We start from the raw sequence: 22,888 nt of genomic DNA, 5'->3' as shown, positions 1-22,888 counted from the left end.
TTCTTGAAACAGTCGAATACGATTTACGGGATGGATTCCACAATAAGGGAATCCCCAATGAGCATGGAAACCAACGAAGCGATCAAGAGTTAGCAAGGTAAAATTGAGCGATGCTGAAATTATCGGATCAGGAAAAGCAGGAGATTGTTCGGTTTGTGGAGGCGGGGCGGCCGTTGCCGGAGAAGTATCGCTTTTTGCTGTTTGATGACAAGCGGGAGGTGGAACTGGTTTGGAACGGCAAGAGCAACGAGGTCTGCAATATCGTGCTGCCGTTTCAGACCATCGAGCAGGTGGATGAGCCGCGGGCGGAGCGGCCGGCGGATACCTCCCGCCAGATGAGCCTCTTTGATGTCGATGCCCGGGGCCGCCAACTCAAAGGCTGGACCAACAAACTGATCTGGGGTGACAACAAGCTGATTCTTGCCAGCCTGAAAAACGGCCCCCTGCGCGAGGAGATCGAAAGGCAGGGCGGCCTCAAGCTGATCTACATCGACCCCCCCTTTGACGTGGGGGCCGATTTCTCCATGGACATCGCCATCGGCGGCGACACCTTCACCAAGAAGCCCAACATCCTCGAAGAGATCGCCTACCGCGACACCTGGGGCAAGGGGGCGGACTCCTTTATCGCCATGATCTACGAACGGCTGATCCTGATGCGGGATTTGCTGGCGGAGGATGGCAGTATTTATGTGCATTGCGAGACGCGAGTAAATTCGTTAATCCGCCTGGCAATGGACGAGGTGTTTGGCAAGGGAAATCTGCGTAGTGAAATTACTTGGATGAGGACTTCATCGCATAATGATGCCACTGGCAGATTTGGTCGTGTAAAAGATACCATTTACTTTTACGCTAAAAGCGAAAGGGCACAGCTAAACACTTTATATACCGAGTATTCTGATGAATATATAACTGCCGAGTGGCGTAAGTTGCCATCGGGACGTTATTACAAAGCAGAAAATATGCTCGACCCGCAAGGAAGAATGGCCGAATTTGATTTTCATGGGACAAAGGCAAGGTGGCGTACATCACTGGAAAAAATGGAGGCCATGTGGGATGCGCCTCAGACTGAAGTCCCAAATAGTCACGGAAGAATAAAGCTAGGCAAGGACGGCAAGCCTATCAAGCGTTGCAGGATCATGTTTCTTGATGAGATGCCCGGAGTGCCATTAAGCGATTTGTGGACAGACATAAAATATCTTGCCGGTGGAGCCAAAGAATCACGGAACTACCCAACCCAAAAACCCGAAGCCCTCCTCGAACGGATCATCAAAGCCTCCTCCAACGAAGGCGATCTTATCGCCGATTTTTTCTGCGGCTCCGGCACCACCGCCGCCGTGGCCGAGAAGCTGGGGCGCAAGTGGATTGCCAGCGATCTCGGCAAGTTCGCCATTCATACCACCCGCAAGCGGCTGATCGGGGTTCAGCGCCAACTCAAGGCCGATGGCCGGGACTACCGGGCCTTTGAAATCCTCAACCTGGGGCGTTACGAGCGCCAGCACTACATCGGGGTCAATCCCGATCTGCGCGAGGAAGAGAGAGAGCAGCAGTTGGCGGCCAAGGAGGCGGCCTTTCTCGAACTGATCCTCCGGGCCTACCAGGCCGAGAAGACCGACGGCTTCACCTGCTTTCACGGCAAGCGGGCCGGGCGGCTGGTGGCGGTGGGGCCGGTGAACCTGCCGGTCACCCGGCTCTTTGTCGAGGAGATCATCCTGGAGTGCCGCAAGAAGCACATTACCCGGGTGGACATCCTCGGTTTCGAGTTCGAGATGGGGCTGTTCCCCAACGTGCTGGACGAGGCCCGGGCCAAGGGGATCGACATCGCCCCCAAGTACATCCCGGCCGAGGTCTTCGACAAGCGGGCGGTGGAGAAAAACCAGGTGGTCTTCCACGACGTGGCCGCCATCGAGGTCAAGCCCATCGTCAAGGAAGGCGGCAAAAAGAGGTCGGCCACGGTGGCGGTCCAGCTTACCGACTTCTCGGTCTTCTATTCCCAGGATTCCATCGCTCACGCCGAGGAGGCCCTGAAAAACAAGGGCAGCAAAATCGTGGTGGAGAAGGGCCAGATCGTCAAGGTGAGCAAGGACAAGGACGGCATCGTCAGCCGCGAACAGCTCACCCGGAGCTGGACCGACTGGATCGATTACTGGTCGGTGGATTTCGACTTCGAGAACAAACGCGAGATCATCCGGGTGCAAAACCCGGAAACCGGCGAAACCGAAGAGCAGTGGACCGGCGATTACGTCTTTGAAAACGAGTGGCAGAGCTTCCGCACCAAAAAGAACCGCACCCTGGAGTTGACCAGCGTCGCCCACGAATGTAAGCCTGGCCGCTGCAAAATCGCGGTCAAGGTGGTGGACATTTTCGGCAACGACACCATGACCATCGTCGAGGTAAGGGTATGAGCGGGCCGGTCTGTACCATCATTGCCGGTCCCAATGGCGCCGGCAAAACCACTTTCGCCCTCACCTGGTTGCCCGATGCCCGGCATTGCCATAACTTCGTCAATGCCGACCTGATCGCGGCGGGCCTGTCACCCCTTGCCCCAAGCCGGGAATTGTTGGCGGCAAGCCGTCTCTTTTTGCGGGAAATCAAGCAGTATATCCGGCGGAGGGAAGATTTCGGCTTTGAAACCACCCTGGCCGGCAAGGGTTATCTGCGGATGATCAGGCGGTTGCTGGCCGATGGCTGGCAGGTCGATCTTTACTATCTGTGGCTGCCCACGGTGGAATTAGCCATCGAACGGGTGGCCGAACGGGTCGCGCACGGCGGCCACGATATTCCCCGCCAAGCGATTATCCGGCGTTATCCCCGCAGTATCAGCAATCTTCTTGATCACTACGCGCCGTTGTGCACCACCACGGTTTGCCTGGAAAACTCCGGCGCTACCCCCAGGGTGATTTTCACCCAGGATCGGGATGGCCTCGAGGTGGAAGACCCTGAAACATTTGCCGCTTTATGCCAAGGAGTTAAATGATGACCGAACTGCAACGTATATCCCGGCAGGCCAGAGAGGTGCTGCAACGCGCTGTCGCTGAAACCCTGGAGCGGAAACGGCGGCTGGGGCAATTCGCGGTGATTTACGAAAACGGCAGGATAGTGCGCATCGAACCCGGCAGCCCGGCCGGCAAGGATCAGCGATAATCATGGCTCGGCAACGACACCATGACCATCGTCGAGGTAATGGTATGATTACGCCTGCCTGGCGCGATCGAATACGGGAAGCGTACATCTCCGTGGAGGCAATTTGACCATGATCACCCTCATTGAGGCAAAGAATTTTCGCTGTCTGCGATATATCCGGCAACAGTTGGGGCCGTTTCACGTTCTGGTCGGTCCCAATGCCAGCGGCAAAACGACATTTCTCGACGTGGTGGCTTTTATGGGAAGCCTGGTTTCCAATGGCCTGGAAACGGCTGTTGGCGAAAGAACCAAAAATTTTCAGGATTTATTGTGGCAAAGGTCAGGCTCCGAGTTTGAATTGGCCATAGAGGCGGCTATTCCCGAGGAGCGCCAGAGCCTTCTGCGTGATAAGGATTTTGACACGGTTCGTTACGAGGTTTCTTTCGGCATTGATGATAACTCCAACGAGGTGGCCATTAATGCTGAGAAGGTGCTGTTGAAGAGATCTGGGTCCAGCCCGAAACTGCCCCAACAGGCTTCTCTTTTCCCCACGTCACATGTGCCACCGGCGACCATCATGACGGCCCGGAGTGCCCACGGGACCCAAACGATCATCAACAAGGTTTCCGGCGGCAACGATAATTTCTATTCCGAAGTGTATCAGGAGAAGGGAAAGGGCTGGGCACCGGCTTTCAAGCTTGGTCCCCGCAAATCGGCCCTTGGCAATCTGCCGGAAGACGAATCTAAATTCCCGGTGGCAACTTGGCTGAAAACGTTGTTGGCTGATGGCGTGCAACAATTTGTCTTGAACAGCCTGCTGATCCGCAAGGCAAGCCCACCCGGCCAGGGGCGCGGTTTTAGACCGGACGGCTCCAATCTCCCTTGGGTTCTGGGTGCCTTGCAGAAAAATCACCCTGATAATTTCCAGGGCTGGCTTGAGCACCTGAAAACAGCTCTTCCTGATCTTGAAAATATCCGGATCATTGAACGAGCCGATGACAGGCACCGCTATCTGGTTATCTGTTATCGCGGAGGGCTTGAGATTCCGTCCTGGATGGCTTCTGATGGCACCCTTCGCCTGCTGGCCTTGACTTTGCCCGCCTATCTGCCGGATTTTACCGGAGTTTACCTGATTGAGGAGCCGGAAAACGGCATCCATCCCCGAGCGGTGGAAACCATGTTCCAGTCGCTCTCCTCGGTTTATGATGCCCAGATTTTGCTGGCATCTCATTCCCCGGTTATCCTCAGCATGGTGCAAGTGGAGGATGTCCTTTGCTTTGCCAAGACCCCGGAAGGTGCAACGGACATTGTCCTCGGGAGCCGACACCCGGCCCTTAAGGATTGGCAGGGAGCAACCAGCCTTGGCGTTCTCTTCGCCGGAGGGGTGCTGGGATGACGGGCGTCCAATCTCCTCATGATCTTGTGGTGCTGGTTGCCGACAAGAACATGGAATTCGCGGTAAAGGGCATTCTCGGCCGTACGCAGGCCCTGGGGATACAAGAACTGATGCCGGTTGTGCATGTTCATCCGGAAAAAGATCCGGGCTGCTTGCTGCGCGGGCATGAATTTCTCAGTCTATTTCGCAATCAGTATGCCCACGCCCTGATAATGCTGGATTTCGAGGGCAGCGGCCAGGAAGAAACGGGCCGCGAGAGCTTGGAGCTTGAGATTGAAAAACGGTTGTCACAATCGGGGTGGGGCGATAGGGCCGCCGCCATCGTCATTGGCCCCGAGCTTGAAATGTGGGTATGGAGTGACTCGCCGCAGGTCGATGCCGTACTGGGATGGCAGGGGAAGAACCCGGACCTGAGAAGCTGGCTTAAGGCCAAAGGGTTGTTGCAGGAAGGAGAGGCCAAGCCGGAGAGACCGAAAGAAGCGATGGAACTTGCCTTGCGAGCGGCGCGAAAACCTCGTTCCTCCGCCCTCTATTTGCAACTGGCCCGGCAGGTCAGCATGGCGCGCTGCGTTGATCCCGCCTTCCTGAAGCTGAAGACCATCTTGCAGGCATGGTTTCCGCTTTGAGGTTTCCCTATTGGGCCTGATAATCTTATTTTGCGGTAAGTCCCGGCAAAGGGTCTATCGGAGTAAATATGTTTGTAAATCAACAGGTTGCCATTTAGAAGCTAACCGGCCCTCGCAAATACCGACTCATCAACGGAGCATTTTACATGGCCCTGCATCCTGATTTTCCCGAATCTCCCCACGCCATCCTTGACCCGGCCATCCGCTGGTTTCCGGCTGATGAGGCTTTACGCGATACCAGCATGGACAAGCTGATGCCGCCGCTGGTGGCCGCGCTGCGCGGGAAGGTCAGGGAGTTCCGCGACGGCGGCTATGCCGGGGCCGGCGAAACCAGCCGGAGTTTGCTGAACTGGTGGTTCAGGGAGCCGCATTTGCAGGTACTGGCCGATGGCTCCACCGCCGAGTTTCAGTACTTTTTCGCCCAACGCGAGGCCCTGGAAACCATCGTCTATCTTTACGACGTGGTCGGGGCCAAGGACAAGTTCGACCTGATGCGCTTTGACGGCAGTGGCGCGGTTTCGGCCCAGATGTTCGACGAGTCCTGGCGGCGCTACGTGATCAAGATGGCCACCGGCAGCGGCAAGACCAAGGTGCTGAGTCTGGCTCTGGCCTGGAGTTTTTTTCACAAGCTCTATGAGCCGGACTCCGATCTTTCCCGTAACTTCCTGGTGATCGCCCCCAATATCATCGTCCTGGACCGGATCTACCATGATTTTCAGGGGCTGCGGATCTTCTTCACCGACCCGGTGATCCCGGACAACGGTTTTGCCGGCCGCAACTGGCGGGACGATTTTCAGCTTACCCTCCACAAGCAGGATGAGGTGCGGGTGACCCGCCCCTTCGGCAATATCTTTCTGACCAATATCCACCGGGTCTATGCCGGGGAGGATATTCCGCCCTCACCGCACGACGACAACAGCATGGATTACTTCCTGGGCAAACGCCCCACCGGCGCCACCACCGATTCCAAGGTGGACCTGGGGATGATCGTCCGCGACATTGACGAGCTGATGGTGCTCAACGATGAGGCCCACCACATCCACGATGCCAAACTGGCCTGGTTTCAGTCGATCCAGGAGATTCACCACCGCCTGTTGCAGAAAGGCGGCAGTTTGAGCCTGCAACTGGACGTGACCGCCACCCCCAAGCACAACAACGGGGCGATTTTCGTCCAGACGGTGGCCGATTATCCGCTGGTGGAGGCGATCTGGCAGAATGTGGTCAAGCATCCGATCCTGCCCGACCCCGCCAGCCGGGCCAGGCTTTCAGAACGGCAAAGCGCCAAGTACACCGAGAAATACGCCGACTATATCGACCTCGGGGTGATCGAATGGCGCAAGGCCGATGAGGAGCACCGGAAGCTGGGCAAGAAGGCGATCCTCTTCGTGATGACCGATGACACCCGCAACTGTGACGATGTGGCCGATTACCTGCGGGGCAACTTCCCGGATCTCTCCGGCAAGAATGATGTGCTGGTGATTCACACCAAGAACAACGGCGAGATTTCCGAGGCGGCCTCCGGCAAAAGCAAGGAGGAACTGGAAGCGCTGCGCAAGTTGGCCAACGAGATCGACGAACCGGCCAACCCCTGCAAGGCCATCGTTTCGGTGCTGATGCTCAAGGAGGGCTGGGACGTGAAGAATGTCACCACCATTGTCGGCCTGCGGGCCTACTCGGCCAAGAGCAATATCCTGCCGGAGCAGACCCTGGGCCGGGGCCTGCGCAAGATGTACCCCGGCGGGATCGAAGAGTATGTCAGCGTGATCGGCACCGATGCCTTCATGGATTTTGTCGAGTCGATTCAGGCCGAGGGCGTGGAGTTGGAACGCAAGGCCATGGGCGAGGGCACCAAACCCAAAACGCCGCTGGTGGTGGAAGTTGACCATGACAACGAGAAAAAGGACTTGGCCACCCTGGATATTGAAATCCCGCTGCTGACCCCCCGTGTTTACCGGGAATACAAGAACCTGGCCGCGCTGGACACCGGGGCGATGGCATTTGCGAAGGTGGCATACCGGCAGTTCAGCGAGGAAGAGCAGCGCGAGATCGTGTTTAAAGACATTACCACCGGCGAGGTGAAGCATACCACGATTCTGGATACCGCCGGGGTGGCGGATTACCGCAGCGTGATCGGCTACTTTGCTCAAACCGTGATGAATGAACTAAGGCTTGAGTATCGAAGGGGTTCAACCCCGCGTGGTTATGATGTGCTTTATCCCAAGATCAAGGGGTTTGTCCGGGACTACCTCTTTGGTCAGGCCGTTGACCTCGATTCGCCCAACACCCTGCGCAATCTGTCCGAGCCGGCTGCCACCAAAACGGTAATCGAGACCTTCAAAAAGGCGATCAACAGCCTCACCGTCCGGGAGAAGGGCGACGCGGAAATCCGCGACACCATCAAGCTGCGCCGGACCCGGCCCTTTGTCGTGAAAGACCAGGGCTATCTGGTGGCTAAAAAGAGCGTCTTCAACCGGGTGATCGGCGACAGCCGCCTCGAGTTGCAGTTTGCCGCTTTTCTGGAGGATTGCAGTGACGTGGTCTCCTATGCCAAGAATTATCTGGCCGTCCATTTCAAGCTCGACTACGTGAACGCCGACGGGGATATTTCCAACTACTACCCCGATTTTCTGGTCAAACTGGCCGACGGCCGGATGGTGGTGGTGGAAACCAAAGGCCAGGAGGATCTGGACGTGCCCCATAAAATGGCGCGCCTGCAACAATGGTGCAACGACCTGAACCGCATTCAACCCGCTGCCGGATACGATTTTGTTTTTGTGGATGATGAGGGGTTTGCCAAATACAAACCCAAAACCTTCAAGGCCCTGCTGGATGCCTTCAAGGCCTATAAGTCGTGAAATAACCGGGTGTTGTTCGAACTCTTTTAATGATCTTTTCCTCCTCCCTCATAATTGCCCTGGCCTTTCTCCTCGATGCCCTCATCGGCGATCCGCCCCGCCTGCCCCATCCGGTGCGGTTGCTCGGGCGGGTGATCGACCGGCTGGAAAAGGTTCTGCGCCAAGTACTGGCCCGCCGTTTGCGCCTGGCCGGATTTTTTCTGACCGCCCTGGTGGTGGGCGGTACCTGGGCGGTCGGGGCCGCGATCTGGCAGGTGGCGGCCCGGTTCGCCGGCGGCTGGCCCGCTCTGTTGGCCGCGCCGCTGCTGATCTACCTGGCCGCCACCACCATCGCCAGTCGGGAACTGCTGCTGCGGGTGGGGGAGGTTTTGCGCTGCGACGATCTGGAACAGGCCCGTCATCTGGTCAGCCAACTGGTGGGCCGGGATACCACCAACCTGGACGCCGCCGGGGTACGGCGGGCGGCCCTGGAAACCCTGGCCGAAAACGCCTCCGACGGGATTGTCGCCCCCCTCTTCTACCTGGGGCTGGGTGGCCTGCCCCTGGCCCTGGCCTACAAGGCGGTCAACACCCTGGATTCGATGGTGGGTTATAAAAACCAACGCTACCGCGAGCTGGGCTGGGCCTCAGCCAGGCTGGACGATCTGGCCAACTATCTGCCGGCCCGGCTCACCGGCCTGCTGATCATCCTGGCCACCTGGCTGCTGGATCGGGGCCGGCCGCGGCGGGCACGAGCTGCCTGGCGGATCATGCGCCGGGACGGCCGCAACCATGCCAGCCCCAACAGCGGTATCCCGGAAGCGGCCCTGGCCGGGGCCTTAAGCGTTCAACTGGGCGGCCCCACCAGCTACTTCGGGCAAATGCAAGATAAGCCCTTTATCGGCGACAACCGGCCCTGCGATCCGGGGGCCGCCGCGCCCGACGCCCTGGCCATCATCCGCCTCACCGCCCTGCTGGCCCTGCTGACGGCGGTGCTGCTGGCCGGCCCGGGAGTACCATGAAAAGCGCATCCTTTGCCCATGGCGGCAACCTCAACATGCTGGCCGCCGCAGCCGGTGTCGAGCCGCAAGCGATGCTCGATTTCAGCGCCTCGATCAACCCCCTGGGGATGCCGGCGGCCGCCCGGGAGGCGATCATCGCCGGCATCGCGCAACTGGGGCACTATCCCGACCCCCTGGCCGAGGAACTGGTGGCGGCGCTCGCGGAATCCCACCGGATAAACCCGGAATTGCTGCTGGCCGGCAACGGCAGCACCGAACTGCTCTATCTGGCCTTGCGGGTGCTCAAGCCCGGCAAGGTACTGCTGACCGCCCCCGGCTTCAGCGAATATGAACGGGCCGCCCGGCTGGTGGGGGGCAAAATCAAATGGCTGCGCCTAAAACGGCAGGACGATTTCCGGATCGATCCGGCCGCGTTTACCGCCGCCATGGCCGGTTGCGACCTGGCCCTGCTCTGCAACCCCAACAACCCCACCGGCCAGGCCTTAAGCCGGGAAGAGACCAGCGTAATCGCCACCGCCGCCAAAGCCTGCCGCTGCCGACTGCTGCTGGATGAAGCCTTTGCCGATTTCTGCCCGGAGATCTCGCTGCTGGGCCACCTGCACCACTCCCACCTGCTGATCCTGCGCTCGTTGACCAAGTTTTACGCCCTGCCCGGCCTGCGGCTGGGCTTTCTGCTGCTGCCCCGCCAACTGCGCTCCCGCTTCCTGGCCCACAAGGAGCCCTGGAGCGTCAACACCCTGGCCATCAGAGCCGCCGTCGCCGCCCTGGCCGACCGGCGGTTCGCCGAGCAGAGCCGCGAACTGATCGCCGGCGAACGGCCATGGCTGGCCGCCCGGTTGAGCCGGCTGGTGGCCAAGGTCTATCCCGCCGCCGCCAACTATCTGCTGCTGGAGTCAGAACACGCCCGGGAGCTACGGGCCGGCCTGCTGGGCCAGGGGATCGCCCTGCGCGACTGCGGCAATTTCCGGGGGCTGGGCCCCCATTTCCTGCGGGTGGCGGTCCGCGGCCGGGCGGAAAACCAGCGTCTGCTGGCGGCCATGGCAGCCCTGCGCTCAAGCGGAACTTGACGCCGGCCAAGGGCCCCGCTATTCTCACTTCTAACACTCAATACTATCTGTTCATCTTTGCCCAGGAGAGTGCGCGTTGCCCCAGTCGCTCCCCCCCCGTGATCAAAGCCGGTCAGGGCCCCTTAACGGTCGGCTCCGGCCTGGCCCTGGCCCTGGCTTTGCTCTCCCTGGCCATCTGGAGCGGGCTTTTACCGGTACCGTTCTCCCTGGCGGCACCCAACTACCTGGCCATCCATACCGCCAGTGAAATCTTAGCCGTTGTCGTTGCCCTGCTGATCTTTTCCTCCGGCTACCATAGCCTGGATCGGCAACACCACGCCGGCAATCTTTTTCTGGCCTGCGCCTTTCTCGGGGTGGGGCTCCTGGACCTGCTCCACACCCTTGCCTATCCGGGCATGCCCGATTTCATCACCGTCAACACCAACCATAAATCGATTTCGCTGTGGCTGGCCGCCCGCCTGCTGGCCGCCTTGGCCCTGCTGGCCCTGGTCCGGGACATCCGCCAACGCAAGCAGGCGGAAGCCCGGGAACTCCAGGCCAACAAGATGAACGCCCTGGAGCTGCTGCGCCGGCCGGAGGGGAAAAACTTCGCCCTGCTGCTCACCGACTACAGCATGCCTAAAATCAAGGGCACCGAACTGGCGGCGGCGGCCAAGGTTATCCGGGTCGATCTGCCCATCATCCGCTGCTCCGGTTACAGCAGCGGGATCGATGAGGAGGCGGCGGCCTTGGGCATCTCCGCCCTGATCAGCAAACCCCTGCGCCAGGGGGAGTTGGCCAGGGAGATCCGCCGGGTGCTGGACCGGCCCAACGGCTAAACTGCCGACCGCTATTTGCGGGTTGGTTCGGCAAACAGCTGGGGATACAATTTTTGGGCGCAATCGGGACAGATACCGTGGCTGAACTGGGCCTGGGAGCGGTCCCGGATATAGACCTCGACCTGCTGCCAGAACCCCTCGTCATCGCGTATCTTTTTACAGGAAGCACAGATGGGAAGCAGACCGCTGAGCTGTTTCACTTCGGCCAGGGCCTTGGTGAGCTGCTGGGTGCGCTGGGCGATCAGCTCTTCCAGGTGCTCTTCGTGGCGACGGACCTCCGCTTCGGCCTGCCGGCGCCGGGCCGCCGTCCGCAACCCATGCCGAACCACGTGAACCGCCAGCAGCAGCACAACCCCCAGCACCCCCAGCACCAGATAGCCCAACCGCCGGGTGACGGCGGCCACCTGGCGCCGCTCCTCATCAAGATAGACGCCGGTGCCGACGATCCACTCCCAGGGGGCAAAAAGCTGGATATGGGAGAGCTTGGCCTCCTGCCGTTCCGGCTGGTCATGCCACTGCCAGGTGTAGGGCACGTAACCACCCCCGTCCCGGCGGGCCACCGCCACAAACTCCCGAAAGAGGTGTTTGCCGTTGAGATCGGCCAATTCACCCAAATCCCGGCCCTCCAGCTCGGGGCGGTAGGGATGCATGATCATCCGAGGCGCCAGGTCGTTGATCCAGAAATAATCCTTGCCCTCCCGGCCATAACGCATGGCCCGCACCAGCTCCGCCCCCTCCGCCTGGGCCAACGCCAATGACAGCTCCCCGGCCGCCACCCGGGCCTCCTGGTGGGCCAGCACCCCCAGAACAGCCTGGGTCAACTCCCGGGCCCCCTCCTTCTTTTTTGCCAGCAGCAGATCCTGATAGGCGGGGGCAAAAAAACCAAACAGAGAGCCGAGCAGAATCAGCAGGGCCAGTCCAGCCGGCAGCAGAAATCTGAGGTAATCATGTCGGCCGCAATTAAAGCTATTTTCGGTATTCATGGCCGCGCCCGGAGCAATCGCCATTGCGGGCAAGGAGAAAACGACTTGACTCGCGTGGCAAAAATTAAGCTTTTGTTAATATTTAGCCAACCTCCCCTTTTTTGTCAATTCAATCAGGTCGACCATCGCCTGAACCGACGCGGAATCTTAACAGTCCGTTGAAAAAGCCATCCCTGGCTTTTTCAACTAACGGCCCGTCCATGGGCCGCTGACAGCCCGTTTTTCAACGGGCTGTTAAATAGGTCGTGGCAAAAAATCTTGCCGGCAAACCCGGTTGCGGCTACAGTTGGCCCGCTTGCCACAGACAAGCAACCAGGAGGTGCCCCCGGACCAAACCCGGGGGAGAATAGGAAACCGGGTGTGAATCCCGGGCGGTCCCGCCGCTGTAAACGGTTAGCACTCCCGCATCACGCCACTGTCCTCTGCGACGGGAAGGCCCGGGAAGGCGTTGAGCCGTGAGCCAGAAGGCCTGCCACCTGGTCGAAAAGCGATCCTGCGAGCGACAGGATTTTCTGGAGATGATGGCAAAGTCTCCAGCCTTTGGCGCATGGGCCGACAGGTCCCCCTGCGCTTTAACGGCTGGGGGCTTTTTTATTTTCGCCCCCCGCCACAGCCTGAATAAAGGAGAAAAGGCTATGGCAACGCAGATTGAACGAGCAAGAAAGGGAGAGATCAGCGCCGAGATGGCCCGGGTGGCCGCCGACGAGGGGCTAACCCCGGAGCTGATCCGCGATGAGGTGGCGGCGGGAGCAATGGTGATCCCCTGCAACGGCGACCGGCGGCAGCGGGTGGTGGGAATCGGCCGGGGGCTGCGGACCAAGGTCAACGCCAGCATCGGCACCTCCAGCGACATCATCGATTACCAGGCCGAAGTGGCCAAGGCCCGGGCCGCCGAGGAGGAGGGGGCCGACACCCTGATGGAACTCTCGGTGGGCGGCGATCTCGATGAGGTGCGCCGCCGGGTGCTGGCCGCCACCGAGTTGCCGGTGGGCAACGTCCCCCTCTACCAGGCCTTCTGCGAGGCTGCCCGCCGCTACGGCGATCCCAACAAGCTCGACGAGGAACTGCTCTTCGACCTGATCGAACAGCAGTGCGCCGACGGGATCAGCTTCATGGCCATCCACTGCGGGATCAACCTTTACACCTTGGAGCGCCTGCAAAAACAGGGCTACCGCTACGGGGGGCTGGTCTCCAAGGGGGGCACCCAGATGATCGCCTGGATGCTGGCCAACAACCGCGACAACCCCCTCTATACCCAATTCGACCGGGTGGTGGAGATTCTGCGCCGCCACGACGCGGTGTTGAGCCTGGGCAACGGCATCCGGGCCGGTGCGATCCACGACTCCTCCGACCGGGCCCAGGTGGCGGAGCTGGTGATCAACTGCGAGCTGGCCGAACTGGGCCGGGAGATGGGCTGCCAGATGATGGTGGAAGGGCCGGGCCATGTGCCGCTGGATGAGATCGAGGGCAATATCCAGTTGCAGAAGCGGATGTCCGGCGACGCCCCCTACTATGTGCTGGGGCCGCTGCCCTGCGATGTCGGGGCCGGCTACGACCACGTCACCGCCGCGGTGGGGGCCGCCTCCTCCTCCCGCTACGGGGCCGATCTGGTCTGCTACATCACCCCGGCCGAACACCTGGCCCTGCCCAACGAGGCCGATGTCCGCGAAGGGGTGCGGGTGGCCAGGCTGGCGGTCCACATGGGCGATATCGTCAAGCTGGGCAAGAGGGGGCGAGGGCGCGACCTGGAGATGGGCAAGGCCCGGCGGGACATGCAGTGGGAGCGCCAGTTCGAGCTGGGGCTCTTCGGGCCCCAGGCCCGCCAGATCCGGGCCGAGCGCAGCCCGGCCGACCAGGCCACCTGCACCATGTGCGGCGAGTTCTGCGCGGCCAAGAACGCCGACGCCCTTTTCAGTTCCTGCACCAGTGCCGGCAAAAAGTAAAGCGCGGGCACCGGAGCGACGGCGGGTAAATCCCGGCAAATAACCACCACCACCCTGGGGAAATGGCCTAACCAGGGCCATTTCCCCACTCTCCCCCGCTGGGAGCAAGGGAAATTGCTCGATATAGTCACGTAATTACAGAAACTAACATTCGGAGACAAAAAGAATCCCCCAACCAGAAAAGCTGGCACACCACTTGCAAAATTTGGCAAAGAGGAGCCAAACGAGGCCTGCGACTTAAACACTCTTGCCATTCAGGTTGCTCAGGGGGAAGTCAGTGCGGAAAAAGGTGCTGGTGGTCGATGATGACGATCTGGTCCTGTATGGACTCGAGAAGGCGCTGAGGGCCGGCGAGATCGAAGTCGATACCGCCGCCACCGCCGCCGAGGCGGTCCGCCTGCTATCCACCTTCCCCTACGACTTATGCCTGCTCGATGTTCACCTGCCGGACTTCAGCGGCATGATTTTAATGAAAATCATCAAGGATATCTGCCCCCGGGTGAGGGTGATCATCATGACGGCCAGCTGCCTGGATTATTGCGGCTTGAGCGAAACCACCCGGGAAGCGCTCCGGCATGGGGCCTGCCGTTTCATCGCCAAACCGTTCGATCTCTATGAAATAAAGGAAGTGGTCATCGAGGCCCTGCACGACGGCCAGGGATCCGGGGAGAGCTTACCGCGCCAAAACACCCACGGCGATCAGCGGCAAGAACGCAGACGGGAAAGATCACCCTTCACCAGCGAGCTGGCCTACTCCCTGCGGGAAACCGGAAACGGCAGCACGGGGCACCTGAGGCTCTCGGCCAGGGCCTTGGATATCAGCGACCACGGAGTGGGTCTGCTGACCGACTACCCGCTGCGCCCTTACCAGGTAATCAACTTTGAAAACCAGGCCCTGAATTGCGCGGGGATTGTGGCCTGGAGCACCATGATCGACGCCCAAACCTGCCGGGCCGGGGTCTGCTTCCGCTGACCATCATCAGCCTGGGGTCAGGTTGAACTTTTTCACCTGATAGCGCATGGCATCGTAGGAGATGCCCAGCAGCTTGGCCGCCTTGGCCTGATTATTGCCGGTACGGGTCATGGCCTGGCTGATCAGGTCCCGCTCCACCTCCTCCAGGGAGAGCCCCTCGGCCGGCAGGATGATGCGGTTGACTTTGCGCCTTTCGACAAATTCCCCGGAGGGGGGATGACCCAGGGAGAGGTGGTGGGGCTCCACGACCTCCATATTCTCCAGCACCACGCAATGCTCGATGTTGTTGCGCAACTCCCGGACATTGCCCGGCCAGGTGTGGCCCATGATCGCCTTTTCCGCCGCCGGCGAAAAGCCCCGAATCTCTTTTTTCAAATATTTGTGGGCAAAGAATCTCAAGAAATGGCGGGCCAGCAGCAGGGCGTCCTCCCCCCGGTCACGCAGGGGCGGCAGGCAGACGCTGAAGGTGCTCAGCCGAAAAAAGAGATCGGCCCGGAACTCCCCCTGCTCCGCTGCGGCCCGGATATCTTTGTTGGTGGTGGCGATCACCGTGGTGTCGATGGGCAGATCGATGCTGCCCCCCAACCGCCGCACCTTGCGATCTTCCACCACCCGCAGCAGTTTTGCCTGCAGATCAAGGCGCATATCCCCGATCTCGTCCAGCAACAGGGTGCCGCCGGCGGCCAACTCGAAAACCCCCTTCTTGTCGGCCCGGGCATCGGTGAACGCCCCCCGGGTATAACCGAACAGCTCGCTTTCAATCAGATTTTCCGGCAGAGCCGTGCAGTTGATCGCCAGAAAGGGACCCTGCTCGCCCCCCCTCTCCTCCCCCTGCCAGGCGTGAATCTGCCGGGCCAGCACCTCCTTGCCGCAGCCCGACTCGCCGGTGACGAGAATGGTTTCCGCCCCGGCCAGGGCCAGCTTGCGCGCCTTCTGAACAATCTCCCGGATGGCCGGAGACTCCCCGATGAACTGGCGCTCCGGCGAGCGACAATCCTGGCGCCGCAGGAAATCGACCTCCTCCTTGCGCCTGATATTGTCGATAATATTCTGGGTGACGATCTTGATTTCGTCGATATTGAACGGTTTAGTGAAATATTCGCTGGCCCCGAGTTTCATGGCCCGGATGGCCGAATCCGCCGAATCGTCGGCGGTGAGCATCACCACCTCGGCGGTAACCCCCTCCCGCCTGATCGCCTCCAGGATATCCAGGCCGCTCATCATCTCATCGATGTCGATATCGAGGAAAACCAGATCGGGATGCCAGGCGGAGATGTTGGCGACCACCTCGGTGGTGGTGGTCTGAAAATTAACCTCGTAGCCCTCGCTCTTCAGGGCCCGGGCCAGCATGCTTACAATCAGTTCATCATCATCGACGGCGAAAATTCTGCCCCGGCTCTTCATCGGTCAACAGCCTCCCTTGGGTTCTCGGCCCCTTTCTGCCGCTGTTCCACCGGCAGAGTAATGGTAAAGGTGGTACCCCGACCCGGGGTGCTGGCCACCTCGATCGCGCCGCCGTGCATCTCCAGCAGCCGTTTGCTGATGGCCAAGCCCAAGCCGCTGCCCTTGGGCTTGGTGGTATAAAAGGGCTGAAAGATCCCGGCGCGGACCTCGGGGCTCATCCCCTTGCCGCTGTCGGCGACCTCCACCTGGACGGTACTGGCCGGCCCAAGCCGGGTGGCGACAGCCACCTCCCCCTGGCCGGGAATAGCTTCGATGGCATTGAGCAGCAGGTTGAGAAAAATCTGCTGGAGCTGGGCGGCATCGGCCCTGACCTGGGGCAGACCATCCGCCAGGGTCCGCCGGAAGCTGACCCGCCGGCCGTTTTCGCCGCTGTACTCCGGCGACTTGAGGATCATCCCCGCGTTATGGAGACAGTTTTCAAGCTGGGCGTTGAGATCCAGGGGGGCGAAATTGGGCCGGGGCGGCCGGGCGTAGCTGAGCAGGTTGCGCAACAGGGTCTCGATCCGGTTAATCTCCTTGACGATCCGGAGAAAAATCTCCCGATCATCGGGAGCCAGCTCCAACTCATTCATCAAAACTTCCATGGAAACCTTGATTCCGGCCAGGGGGTTTTTAATCTCGTGGGCCAGGCCGGCGGCCATCTCGCCCACCGTGGCCAACTGGCGGGAGCGCCAGAGGGCCTCTTCGGTCTGCACCCGAAGGGTGATATCTCGATCGAAAGCCAGGATATATTTTTTGCCCTCCATCTCCAGCAGCCCGGCCCTGAATTCCACCGGAAAGATGGTGCCGTCCTTCTTCCGGTGTTCGACCCGGGCCTCAACCTTCTCCCCATTGAGAACCCGCCGTATCCGGCCCGGGGCCAGGGCGGCGCTTTCCGGGGTGTCGATCTCCTGGATGTGGCGGCCGATCAGCTCCTCGACGCCATAGCCATGCATGGCCGCCGCCGCCTGATTGGCGGCCACGATGGTCCCCGCCCGCTCCCCTTCGGTTTCCAGAATGAAAATGGCATCCACCGCCGTTTCAAAGAGGGTCCGGTAGCGAACCTCCGCCGCCGTGATCTGGTCACGCTGCCTTTTCAAAGAGGCGGTCATCCGGTTGAAGGCGGTGGCCAAATCCTGGAACTCATCACGGAGGGGGGTCGAAATGGTGTGGGCCAGATCCCCCTTACCGATCTTGCCCGTCGCTTGGGTGAGGATGGAGATCGAGGTGGTAAAACGGCGCAGGAAAAAGAAGATCAGAGCCAGGGAGATCAAAGGGCCGCTGACCACCAGGGCCAGAATCAAATTCTTGGTCCGGGTGATATCCTGCCGGGTCTCCTCGATCCGGAGGGGGACCTTATGGGCCGAGAGGGTGGAGAGCCGGGAAACCTCGCCGTAGAGCCGCTCACCACTGGCAAAGGCTTCGTCGATCTCCGCCTGCAGCCTGGCCCGGTTGGCCCGGATGGTATAAACCCGGCTCACCTTCTTCAGGTATTCGGCCATGGCGGCATTGATCAGATAGAAGCTGTCCATCACCTCCTCGCTGTGATGGCAGCCATAGCAGTTGTCCGAGGCCCTCTGCATCGCCTCGCCATGGGCGATAACCGTGGTCAGATCGGAGGCGTGGGGGGAGTCGGCCAGCAGCATGTCCGCCTGCACCAGTTTGATGCTGTTGCGGAGATTGGCCCGGCGATGGGCCACCTCGGTGAGGAGGACCACGTTCTCCAGGCTCTCAATGGCCCGGTTGTTGGCCATGGTGATGTAGAACCCCCCCCCGGCAAAAAGGAAGGTGAGAACAATAAAGCCGATGATCGCTTTTCTTCTCATGGTATCAGGCCCATCCGCGCCGGCCCGGCTCAGCGGTTGCGGTAATGGTAGTCGGCCAGATCGAGACGGATGTCCCAGGCATAGTCCAGTACCGGATTGTAATCTTCCACTGCGGTCGCCAGAAAACGCTCCGCGCCAAACTGCCGCAGGGCCTCACGGCCCGCCGGATCCTGATGCATGGTCAGCAGCAGTTGCCGCAGCCGCTCCCGCAGGGCCGGATCCAGATCCGACCTTAATACCAGGGTGTTGGAGGGCACCGGCGGAGAGACTTCGATAATTTCCAGCAGCTCGCGAGCCTTGCCATCCGCGAACCGATCAAAGATCAGATCCTTGGCCGCCCCGATATCCGCCCGTCCCTTGATGACATCCCGGATGGCATCCTCATGGGTGCCGCTGAAATAGATCTCCCGCAGCCACTGCTCCGGGTTCTCGATCCCCTGCTGATGAAAGTAGTGCAAGGGCAAAAGCCAGCCGGCGGTGGTGGCCCGGTCAACCATGGCGAAAACCTTATCCCGCATATCCTCGGCGGTTCTGATCCCGCTATCCTTACGGACGAAGATCATCCCGTAATAGGTGGAGACCCCCCCGGGATACTCGGGTCGGGCCAGGGGCTCGGCCCCCAGCACCTCGATGGCCAGGGCCCCGGTGAAACTCCCGAGGAAGGCACCATCCAGCCCCATGCTGGTGAAATTATCGACGAGATTGCCATAGCGGCGCAAAATCCGCAGTTCAATATCAAGATCGGCCTGCCGGGAGAGGTACTGGGCAATGGGGGCATAGCGCTTGCGCTGGACAAAGACATCCTGCTCGGGCAAAAGGCCGATCACCAAGGTGGTCCGGGGTTGCCCCTCCGGCTCCGGCGTGCCTTCCCGGACCCGCTCGCAAGCCACGGCCAGCAACCAGAAGAGCAGCGGCAGGATCAGGAGCAGCCCGAGGCGCTTTTGCGAAAAAAACGGTTTCATCAGCCCCCCTCCGCGGTCGCTGTTAACAAAAGGTAAATCATCGCCAGCCCCACATACCACAATGAAGCTTTACCGCATCACCTTACACCTTGTCAATATGGAATAAATTCAACCCACCCTGGCCATTTTTTGAATCCGGGGATATGCCCGGCCGCCACCTGGGCATATCCCCGGATTTCCCGCCTCAGCCCCGGACCTCTTGCCGCGATCTCCAAACTGAAACAACTGTTTTTGCGCGTTTTACAGCAAAAAAGCAGGCCTTGGCACGGCCCTTGCTAGATGGCTGGACCAGGAATGGAGGGTTTGTACGGACGCGCAAACATCAACCAACAGAGATTAAGACCAAGGAGGTGCGACCACTGGAAGGGGAGAAAGTTTAAACAAGCGACGGTTACGGCAGTAAAAAAGCAACTTTAGAGCCGGGGAAAGGCGGCCGCCAGGCCGCCACCCCAACATCCTCCGCAAAAGGTAAACCCGCCGCAAGACGGGGACACAAAGCCCACGGATCCTGCAGCAGGCAGGATGGCCGGGCTACCGGAGAACCCAAAAAGGAAAACCAATTTTTTTCCGGAGGATGAACCAAATGAAAAAGTATCTGGTAGCAGGTTTGGCGGCAGCGGCCCTGGTAGTAGCCGGTGGCCTGTACAATGAAGCGGACGCCCGGGCCAAGGGCGAGGGGATCGTGGGCAGCGCCCACGATTTTACCGATAATTTCGGTGACTGGAGTCCATCCGTAGGCACCGATTACACCAACACTTACGCCCAAGAAGCCGGAGACGGCGGCTGGAACTACCGGGGTGAGATCTGCCGGGTCTGCCACGCCCCCCATGATAAGGGCCGCACCGCCTGGAAGGATTGGGCCAACGACGAGGGGATTGATGGCGGCCTGCTCTGGAACCATGCCCTGAGCGACACCAGTGTCTACGCCATGTACACCAGTGATTCCCTGGAGGGGCAGATCGCCGGCCAGGTGATCGGCAAATCCAAGCTTTGCCTGAGCTGCCATGACGGCACCGTGGCCCTCAACGCCTTCGACGGCCAGCAGACCAACACTTACACCTTCACCGCGGATGACAACAGTACCGGCACCTTTATTCAGGGCGTCAAAAGCGGCTTTACCATCGGACCGGGCCGGGCCGGCAGCGACAACGACTTCCTGATGGGCACCCATCCGATCTCGGTGGCCTATGCCGAGGGTATGTTTGCCCAGAACCCCAAGGTCGGCCGGGCCGGCGGTCTCCATGTGCCCGAGGGCAAGACCTTCGGCAACCTGGTTGAGATGACCGGCGCCCCCACCGTGGACATGGTCCTGGAGGCGGGCATGGTTCAGTGCCACTCCTGCCACGACGTCCATGACTCGGCAGGCATCAACGCCATCGGCACCCGCCTCAACCGGGCCGGCCAGGGGCTGGCGGCCAACCGCGGCGCCGACCCCTCCGGTCTCTGTTTGAGCTGCCACAACAAGTAAGCCTGATCGCGCCGCCATTATTTGACGACGCAATTAGGTTGCCTCCGGGCGAGGAAGGGCTCTCTCCTTCCTCGCCCGGGGGTCGTTGGGGCCAAAAGGGATATCAACCAGGGGGTGGGAGGATGAAAAAAGAGCTTTTGCGTCTGCTGGCAGCGCTGATCCTGCTGGGCTGGCTGCCGCCGGGGCAACTGGCGGCCGGTGATGGTCTGGGAATCAAGGGCAGCATCCATGATTTCTCGGGTCGGACCTGGAACAATGAGTTCAGCCAGGATAATCCCGGCGAAATCTGCCGGGTCTGCCACGCCCCCCATGACCGGGGGCTCGAACTCTGGAAGGGGGCGGCGGATTCCGGTCTGCTCTGGAATCGCGACCTGAGCAGCGCCCAATACATCATGTACAGCAGCGACTCCCTGGCCGGAACCATCGCCGATCAGCCGGTGGGCCGCTCCAAACTCTGCCTGGGCTGCCATGACGATACGGTGGCCCTCAATGCCTTTGATGGCAGCAGGGGAAACGAAGATGGCGAGGGTTTGCTCGGGCGGCGCTATATCATCGGCTATCTCAAGGACGGCGGCAATCTTGACCTGCGGGGCCATCATCCCATCTCGGTGCAGTATGTGGAGAACTCCAAGATTGGCACGCCGGGCGGCCTGCATCAGCCCGAGGATAAAACCTGGTACGACCACAGCCCGGTGAGCCAGTACCTGGAGTTCGGTCGGGTGGAATGCCACTCCTGCCATGATGTGCACAACCGGGTCTCGGTGCCCGCCACCCCGCTTTTGCGGGCCGGCATGCGGAATGGCCAGGGCGGCGCGGAACACGCCTCCCTGCTCTGCCTGACCTGCCATAACAAGTAAGGTTAAAATTTAATTCAATACGCCACCGACTGAAGGTTTGACAATGATGCGACAAAATGGCTAAAAAGAGAGAGGAGTCCCACTCAGCTCTTGCAGCAAAAAAACGAATATTCTTTTAAATGGAGACCCCTGGCCAGTTGCAGGGGTCCTTTTGTTGAGTCACCACTGATGCCACTGACGTCCATCGCAACCGCTCGCCGCCTGCTCTGGCCAATCCTGCCAATCTTATTGATTATGGTGTCAGGAACCATGACTGGAGCCCAAGACCGGAGTTTCCCTCTGGAGCCGGAGCAATCCTGCCTGGAGTGCCACCAGGAGCTGGCGACGGCCCCCCATATCCATGCCGCCGCCGCCGAGGGTCGGGACTGCGCCACCATCTGCCATCAGCCCTCGCAACCGGGGCTGCATGATTTCACCCCCCTGCCCGCCGACCTGGGCCCACTTTGCGCCTCCTGCCACGAGCCGTTCGCCGGGGGTCAGGCTCTCCACTTCCCGGTGGCGGCCGGCCAGTGCGCCTCCTGCCACGACCCGCACCAGTCCAGGCACTCCATGTTTCTGCGCCAGCCCGAAGCCAAGTTGTGCGCCGAGTGCCACCCCCCGTTCACCGGTCGCAAACCGACCCATAAACCGGTGGCCGAGGGCCGTTGCAGCAGTTGTCACCAGCCCCACCGGGCCGAAGCGGCCAAACTGTTGCTCGCCCCCGCCCCCGAGCTCTGTTTTCAATGCCACACCCCCTTCAGCGATGAGGGTTCGCGCCACGGACCGGCCGCAAGCGGCCACTGTTCCACCTGCCACCTGCCCCACCAGGCTGAAGTAGCCGGCCTGCTGGTGGAGCCGCAAAAAGATCTGTGCCTGAAGTGCCATGGTTCGGCCCTGGCCACCGGCAATTTCATCCATGGCCCGGTGGAGAAGGGCAACTGCGCCGGCTGCCACGACCCCCATGCCGCCCCCCAGCCGACCCTGTTGCGGGCCACCCAGCCCGAACTCTGCTTTCTCTGCCACGACCGGCGGCTGAACAATGCCCAGGGGCGGCCGCTGTCGGCCATCAAGGCCCTCTTCGAAGATGAGGAGAGCCTGCCCCACCAGCCCTTCGCCGATGGCCGCTGCACCGACTGCCATCAACATCATGCCGGGGAGTACGCCAGCCTGCTCAACGGGCTTTACCCGGCGGGCTTTTATGCCGCTTACGACGAGGCCGCCTACGCCTTCTGCTTCCAGTGTCACGACCCCGGCGCTTTCGCCAACCTCTTTACCCGGCGGGAGACCCAGTTCCGCAACGGCGAACTGAATCTCCATTTCCGCCATGTCAACCGAGCCAAGGGGCGGACCTGCAGCAGTTGCCATTCCCCCCACAGCTCTCGCCAGCCCCACCTGGTAAGGCCGGTATTCGTTTTCGGCACCGTCGGGCTGGGGCAGCTTTTTACCAAAACCGACACCGGCGGGAGCTGTGCCACCGCCTGTCATCTCGAGGTCGGCTATGATCGGGTGGAGCCGGTGAACAATCGCCTGCGGACCACCCCGTGGGAGTGAGTGCTTACGGCGGGCCGGGG

General features: G+C 60.7%; 18 protein-coding genes and 2 riboswitches. Of the genes, 14 read left to right on the top strand and 4 right to left on the bottom strand.

Going from position 1 to position 22,888, the window contains the following annotated elements:
- The first annotated feature begins 110 nt into the window (after positions 1–110).
- The 9 genes from ACHHRT_RS03245 to ACHHRT_RS03205 all read left to right on the top strand — a co-directional run bounded on the left by ACHHRT_RS03245 (position 111) and on the right by ACHHRT_RS03205 (position 10,883).
- Positions 111–2,402: a site-specific DNA-methyltransferase gene (locus tag ACHHRT_RS03245; protein ID WP_395497646.1), complete on the top strand. Its 2,292-nt coding sequence runs from the start codon at positions 111–113 to the stop codon at positions 2,400–2,402.
- Complete coding sequence (locus tag ACHHRT_RS03240) at positions 2,399–2,974, top strand: hypothetical protein (protein WP_395497644.1); 576 nt, start codon at positions 2,399–2,401, stop codon at positions 2,972–2,974. Before ACHHRT_RS03245 ends, ACHHRT_RS03240 begins: the two co-directional genes overlap by 4 nt.
- Positions 2,974–3,141: a hypothetical protein gene (locus ACHHRT_RS03235; protein ID WP_395497642.1), complete on the top strand. Its 168-nt coding sequence runs from the start codon at positions 2,974–2,976 to the stop codon at positions 3,139–3,141. The genes ACHHRT_RS03240 and ACHHRT_RS03235 overlap by 1 nt, the downstream gene beginning before the upstream one ends.
- Positions 3,142–3,250: 109 nt before the next feature.
- A complete protein-coding gene (gene mads3, locus ACHHRT_RS03230; protein ID WP_395497640.1) occupies positions 3,251–4,516 on the top strand; it encodes a methylation-associated defense system AAA family ATPase MAD3 in 1,266 nt (421 codons plus the stop codon).
- Entirely contained in the window at positions 4,513–5,142 is a 630-nt protein-coding gene (gene mads4 / locus ACHHRT_RS03225; RefSeq protein WP_395497638.1) for a methylation-associated defense system protein MAD4, read from the top strand. The genes mads3 and mads4 overlap by 4 nt, the downstream gene beginning before the upstream one ends.
- Positions 5,143–5,288: 146 nt before the next feature.
- Complete coding sequence (locus ACHHRT_RS03220; protein ID WP_395497636.1) at positions 5,289–7,997, top strand: DEAD/DEAH box helicase; 2,709 nt, start codon at positions 5,289–5,291, stop codon at positions 7,995–7,997.
- Between the two features lie 32 nt (positions 7,998–8,029).
- Positions 8,030–8,998 (top strand): adenosylcobinamide-phosphate synthase CbiB, encoded by a 969-nt coding sequence (gene cbiB, locus ACHHRT_RS03215; protein ID WP_395497850.1) that lies wholly within the window; start codon positions 8,030–8,032, stop codon positions 8,996–8,998.
- Positions 8,995–10,065: a threonine-phosphate decarboxylase CobD gene (cobD, locus tag ACHHRT_RS03210; protein ID WP_395497634.1), complete on the top strand. Its 1,071-nt coding sequence runs from the start codon at positions 8,995–8,997 to the stop codon at positions 10,063–10,065. Before cbiB ends, cobD begins: the two co-directional genes overlap by 4 nt.
- A gap of 98 nt (positions 10,066–10,163) precedes the next feature.
- The gene (locus tag ACHHRT_RS03205) at positions 10,164–10,883 is read left to right on the top strand and encodes an MASE3 domain-containing protein (protein ID WP_395497632.1); all 720 of its coding nucleotides are present in this window, start codon (positions 10,164–10,166) and stop codon (positions 10,881–10,883) included.
- 11 nt (positions 10,884–10,894) lie between these two features.
- Here ACHHRT_RS03205 and ACHHRT_RS03200 read toward each other — a convergent pair whose 3' ends face one another.
- Positions 10,895–11,866 (bottom strand): cache domain-containing protein, encoded by a 972-nt coding sequence (locus tag ACHHRT_RS03200; protein WP_395497630.1) that lies wholly within the window; start codon positions 11,864–11,866, stop codon positions 10,895–10,897.
- Between the two features lie 300 nt (positions 11,867–12,166).
- Positions 12,167–12,357: riboswitch (cobalamin riboswitch) on the top strand.
- Positions 12,358–12,501: 144 nt separating this feature from the next.
- On the opposite strand from ACHHRT_RS03200, the gene thiC reads away from it, so the two are divergent.
- Together thiC and ACHHRT_RS03190 are read left to right on the top strand one after the other, a co-directional pair.
- On the top strand, positions 12,502–13,809 hold the full coding sequence (gene thiC, locus ACHHRT_RS03195) for a phosphomethylpyrimidine synthase ThiC (protein ID WP_395497628.1): 1,308 nt from the start codon (positions 12,502–12,504) through the stop codon (positions 13,807–13,809).
- 277 nt (positions 13,810–14,086) lie between these two features.
- Positions 14,087–14,782, top strand: a complete 696-nt coding sequence (locus ACHHRT_RS03190; protein WP_395497626.1) for a response regulator — start codon at positions 14,087–14,089, stop codon at positions 14,780–14,782.
- Positions 14,783–14,788: 6 nt separating this feature from the next.
- Here the strand turns inward: ACHHRT_RS03190 and ACHHRT_RS03185 are convergent, their stop codons facing one another.
- From ACHHRT_RS03185 to ACHHRT_RS03175, 3 genes are read right to left on the bottom strand one after another with little or no spacing between them, the layout of a single operon-like run.
- Positions 14,789–16,186 carry a sigma-54-dependent transcriptional regulator gene (locus ACHHRT_RS03185; protein WP_395497624.1) on the bottom strand — a complete coding sequence of 466 codons (1,398 nt, stop codon included), beginning with the start codon at positions 16,184–16,186 and terminating at the stop codon, positions 14,789–14,791.
- Entirely contained in the window at positions 16,183–18,051 is a 1,869-nt protein-coding gene (locus ACHHRT_RS03180) for a sensor histidine kinase (RefSeq protein WP_395497622.1), read from the bottom strand. Before ACHHRT_RS03180 ends, ACHHRT_RS03185 begins: the two co-directional genes overlap by 4 nt.
- Before the next feature lie 29 nt (positions 18,052–18,080).
- A complete protein-coding gene (locus ACHHRT_RS03175; RefSeq protein ID WP_395497620.1) occupies positions 18,081–19,013 on the bottom strand; it encodes a phosphate/phosphite/phosphonate ABC transporter substrate-binding protein in 933 nt (310 codons plus the stop codon).
- A gap of 457 nt (positions 19,014–19,470) precedes the next feature.
- Positions 19,471–19,552: riboswitch (cyclic di-GMP riboswitch) on the top strand.
- Positions 19,553–19,596: 44 nt separating this feature from the next.
- Between ACHHRT_RS03175 and ACHHRT_RS03170 the strand changes: the two genes are divergently transcribed.
- The 3 genes from ACHHRT_RS03170 to ACHHRT_RS03160 all read left to right on the top strand — a co-directional run bounded on the left by ACHHRT_RS03170 (position 19,597) and on the right by ACHHRT_RS03160 (position 22,868).
- Entirely contained in the window at positions 19,597–20,481 is an 885-nt protein-coding gene (locus ACHHRT_RS03170) for a hypothetical protein (protein WP_395497618.1), read from the top strand.
- Between the two features lie 122 nt (positions 20,482–20,603).
- Positions 20,604–21,338 carry a hypothetical protein gene (locus ACHHRT_RS03165; RefSeq protein WP_395497616.1) on the top strand — a complete coding sequence of 245 codons (735 nt, stop codon included), beginning with the start codon at positions 20,604–20,606 and terminating at the stop codon, positions 21,336–21,338.
- A 249-nt stretch (positions 21,339–21,587) separates the two neighbouring features.
- Entirely contained in the window at positions 21,588–22,868 is a 1,281-nt protein-coding gene (locus tag ACHHRT_RS03160) for a cytochrome c3 family protein (RefSeq protein ID WP_395497614.1), read from the top strand.
- Positions 22,869–22,888: the final 20 nt, after the last annotated feature.

The sequence above is a fragment of the Desulfurivibrio modestus genome (assembly GCF_044068625.1).
In the GTDB taxonomy this organism is placed as follows: domain Bacteria; phylum Desulfobacterota; class Desulfobulbia; order Desulfobulbales; family Desulfurivibrionaceae; genus Desulfurivibrio.
Note: the sequence above shows the minus strand (reverse complement) of the source record. Positions and strands in the feature narration are given on the sequence as shown.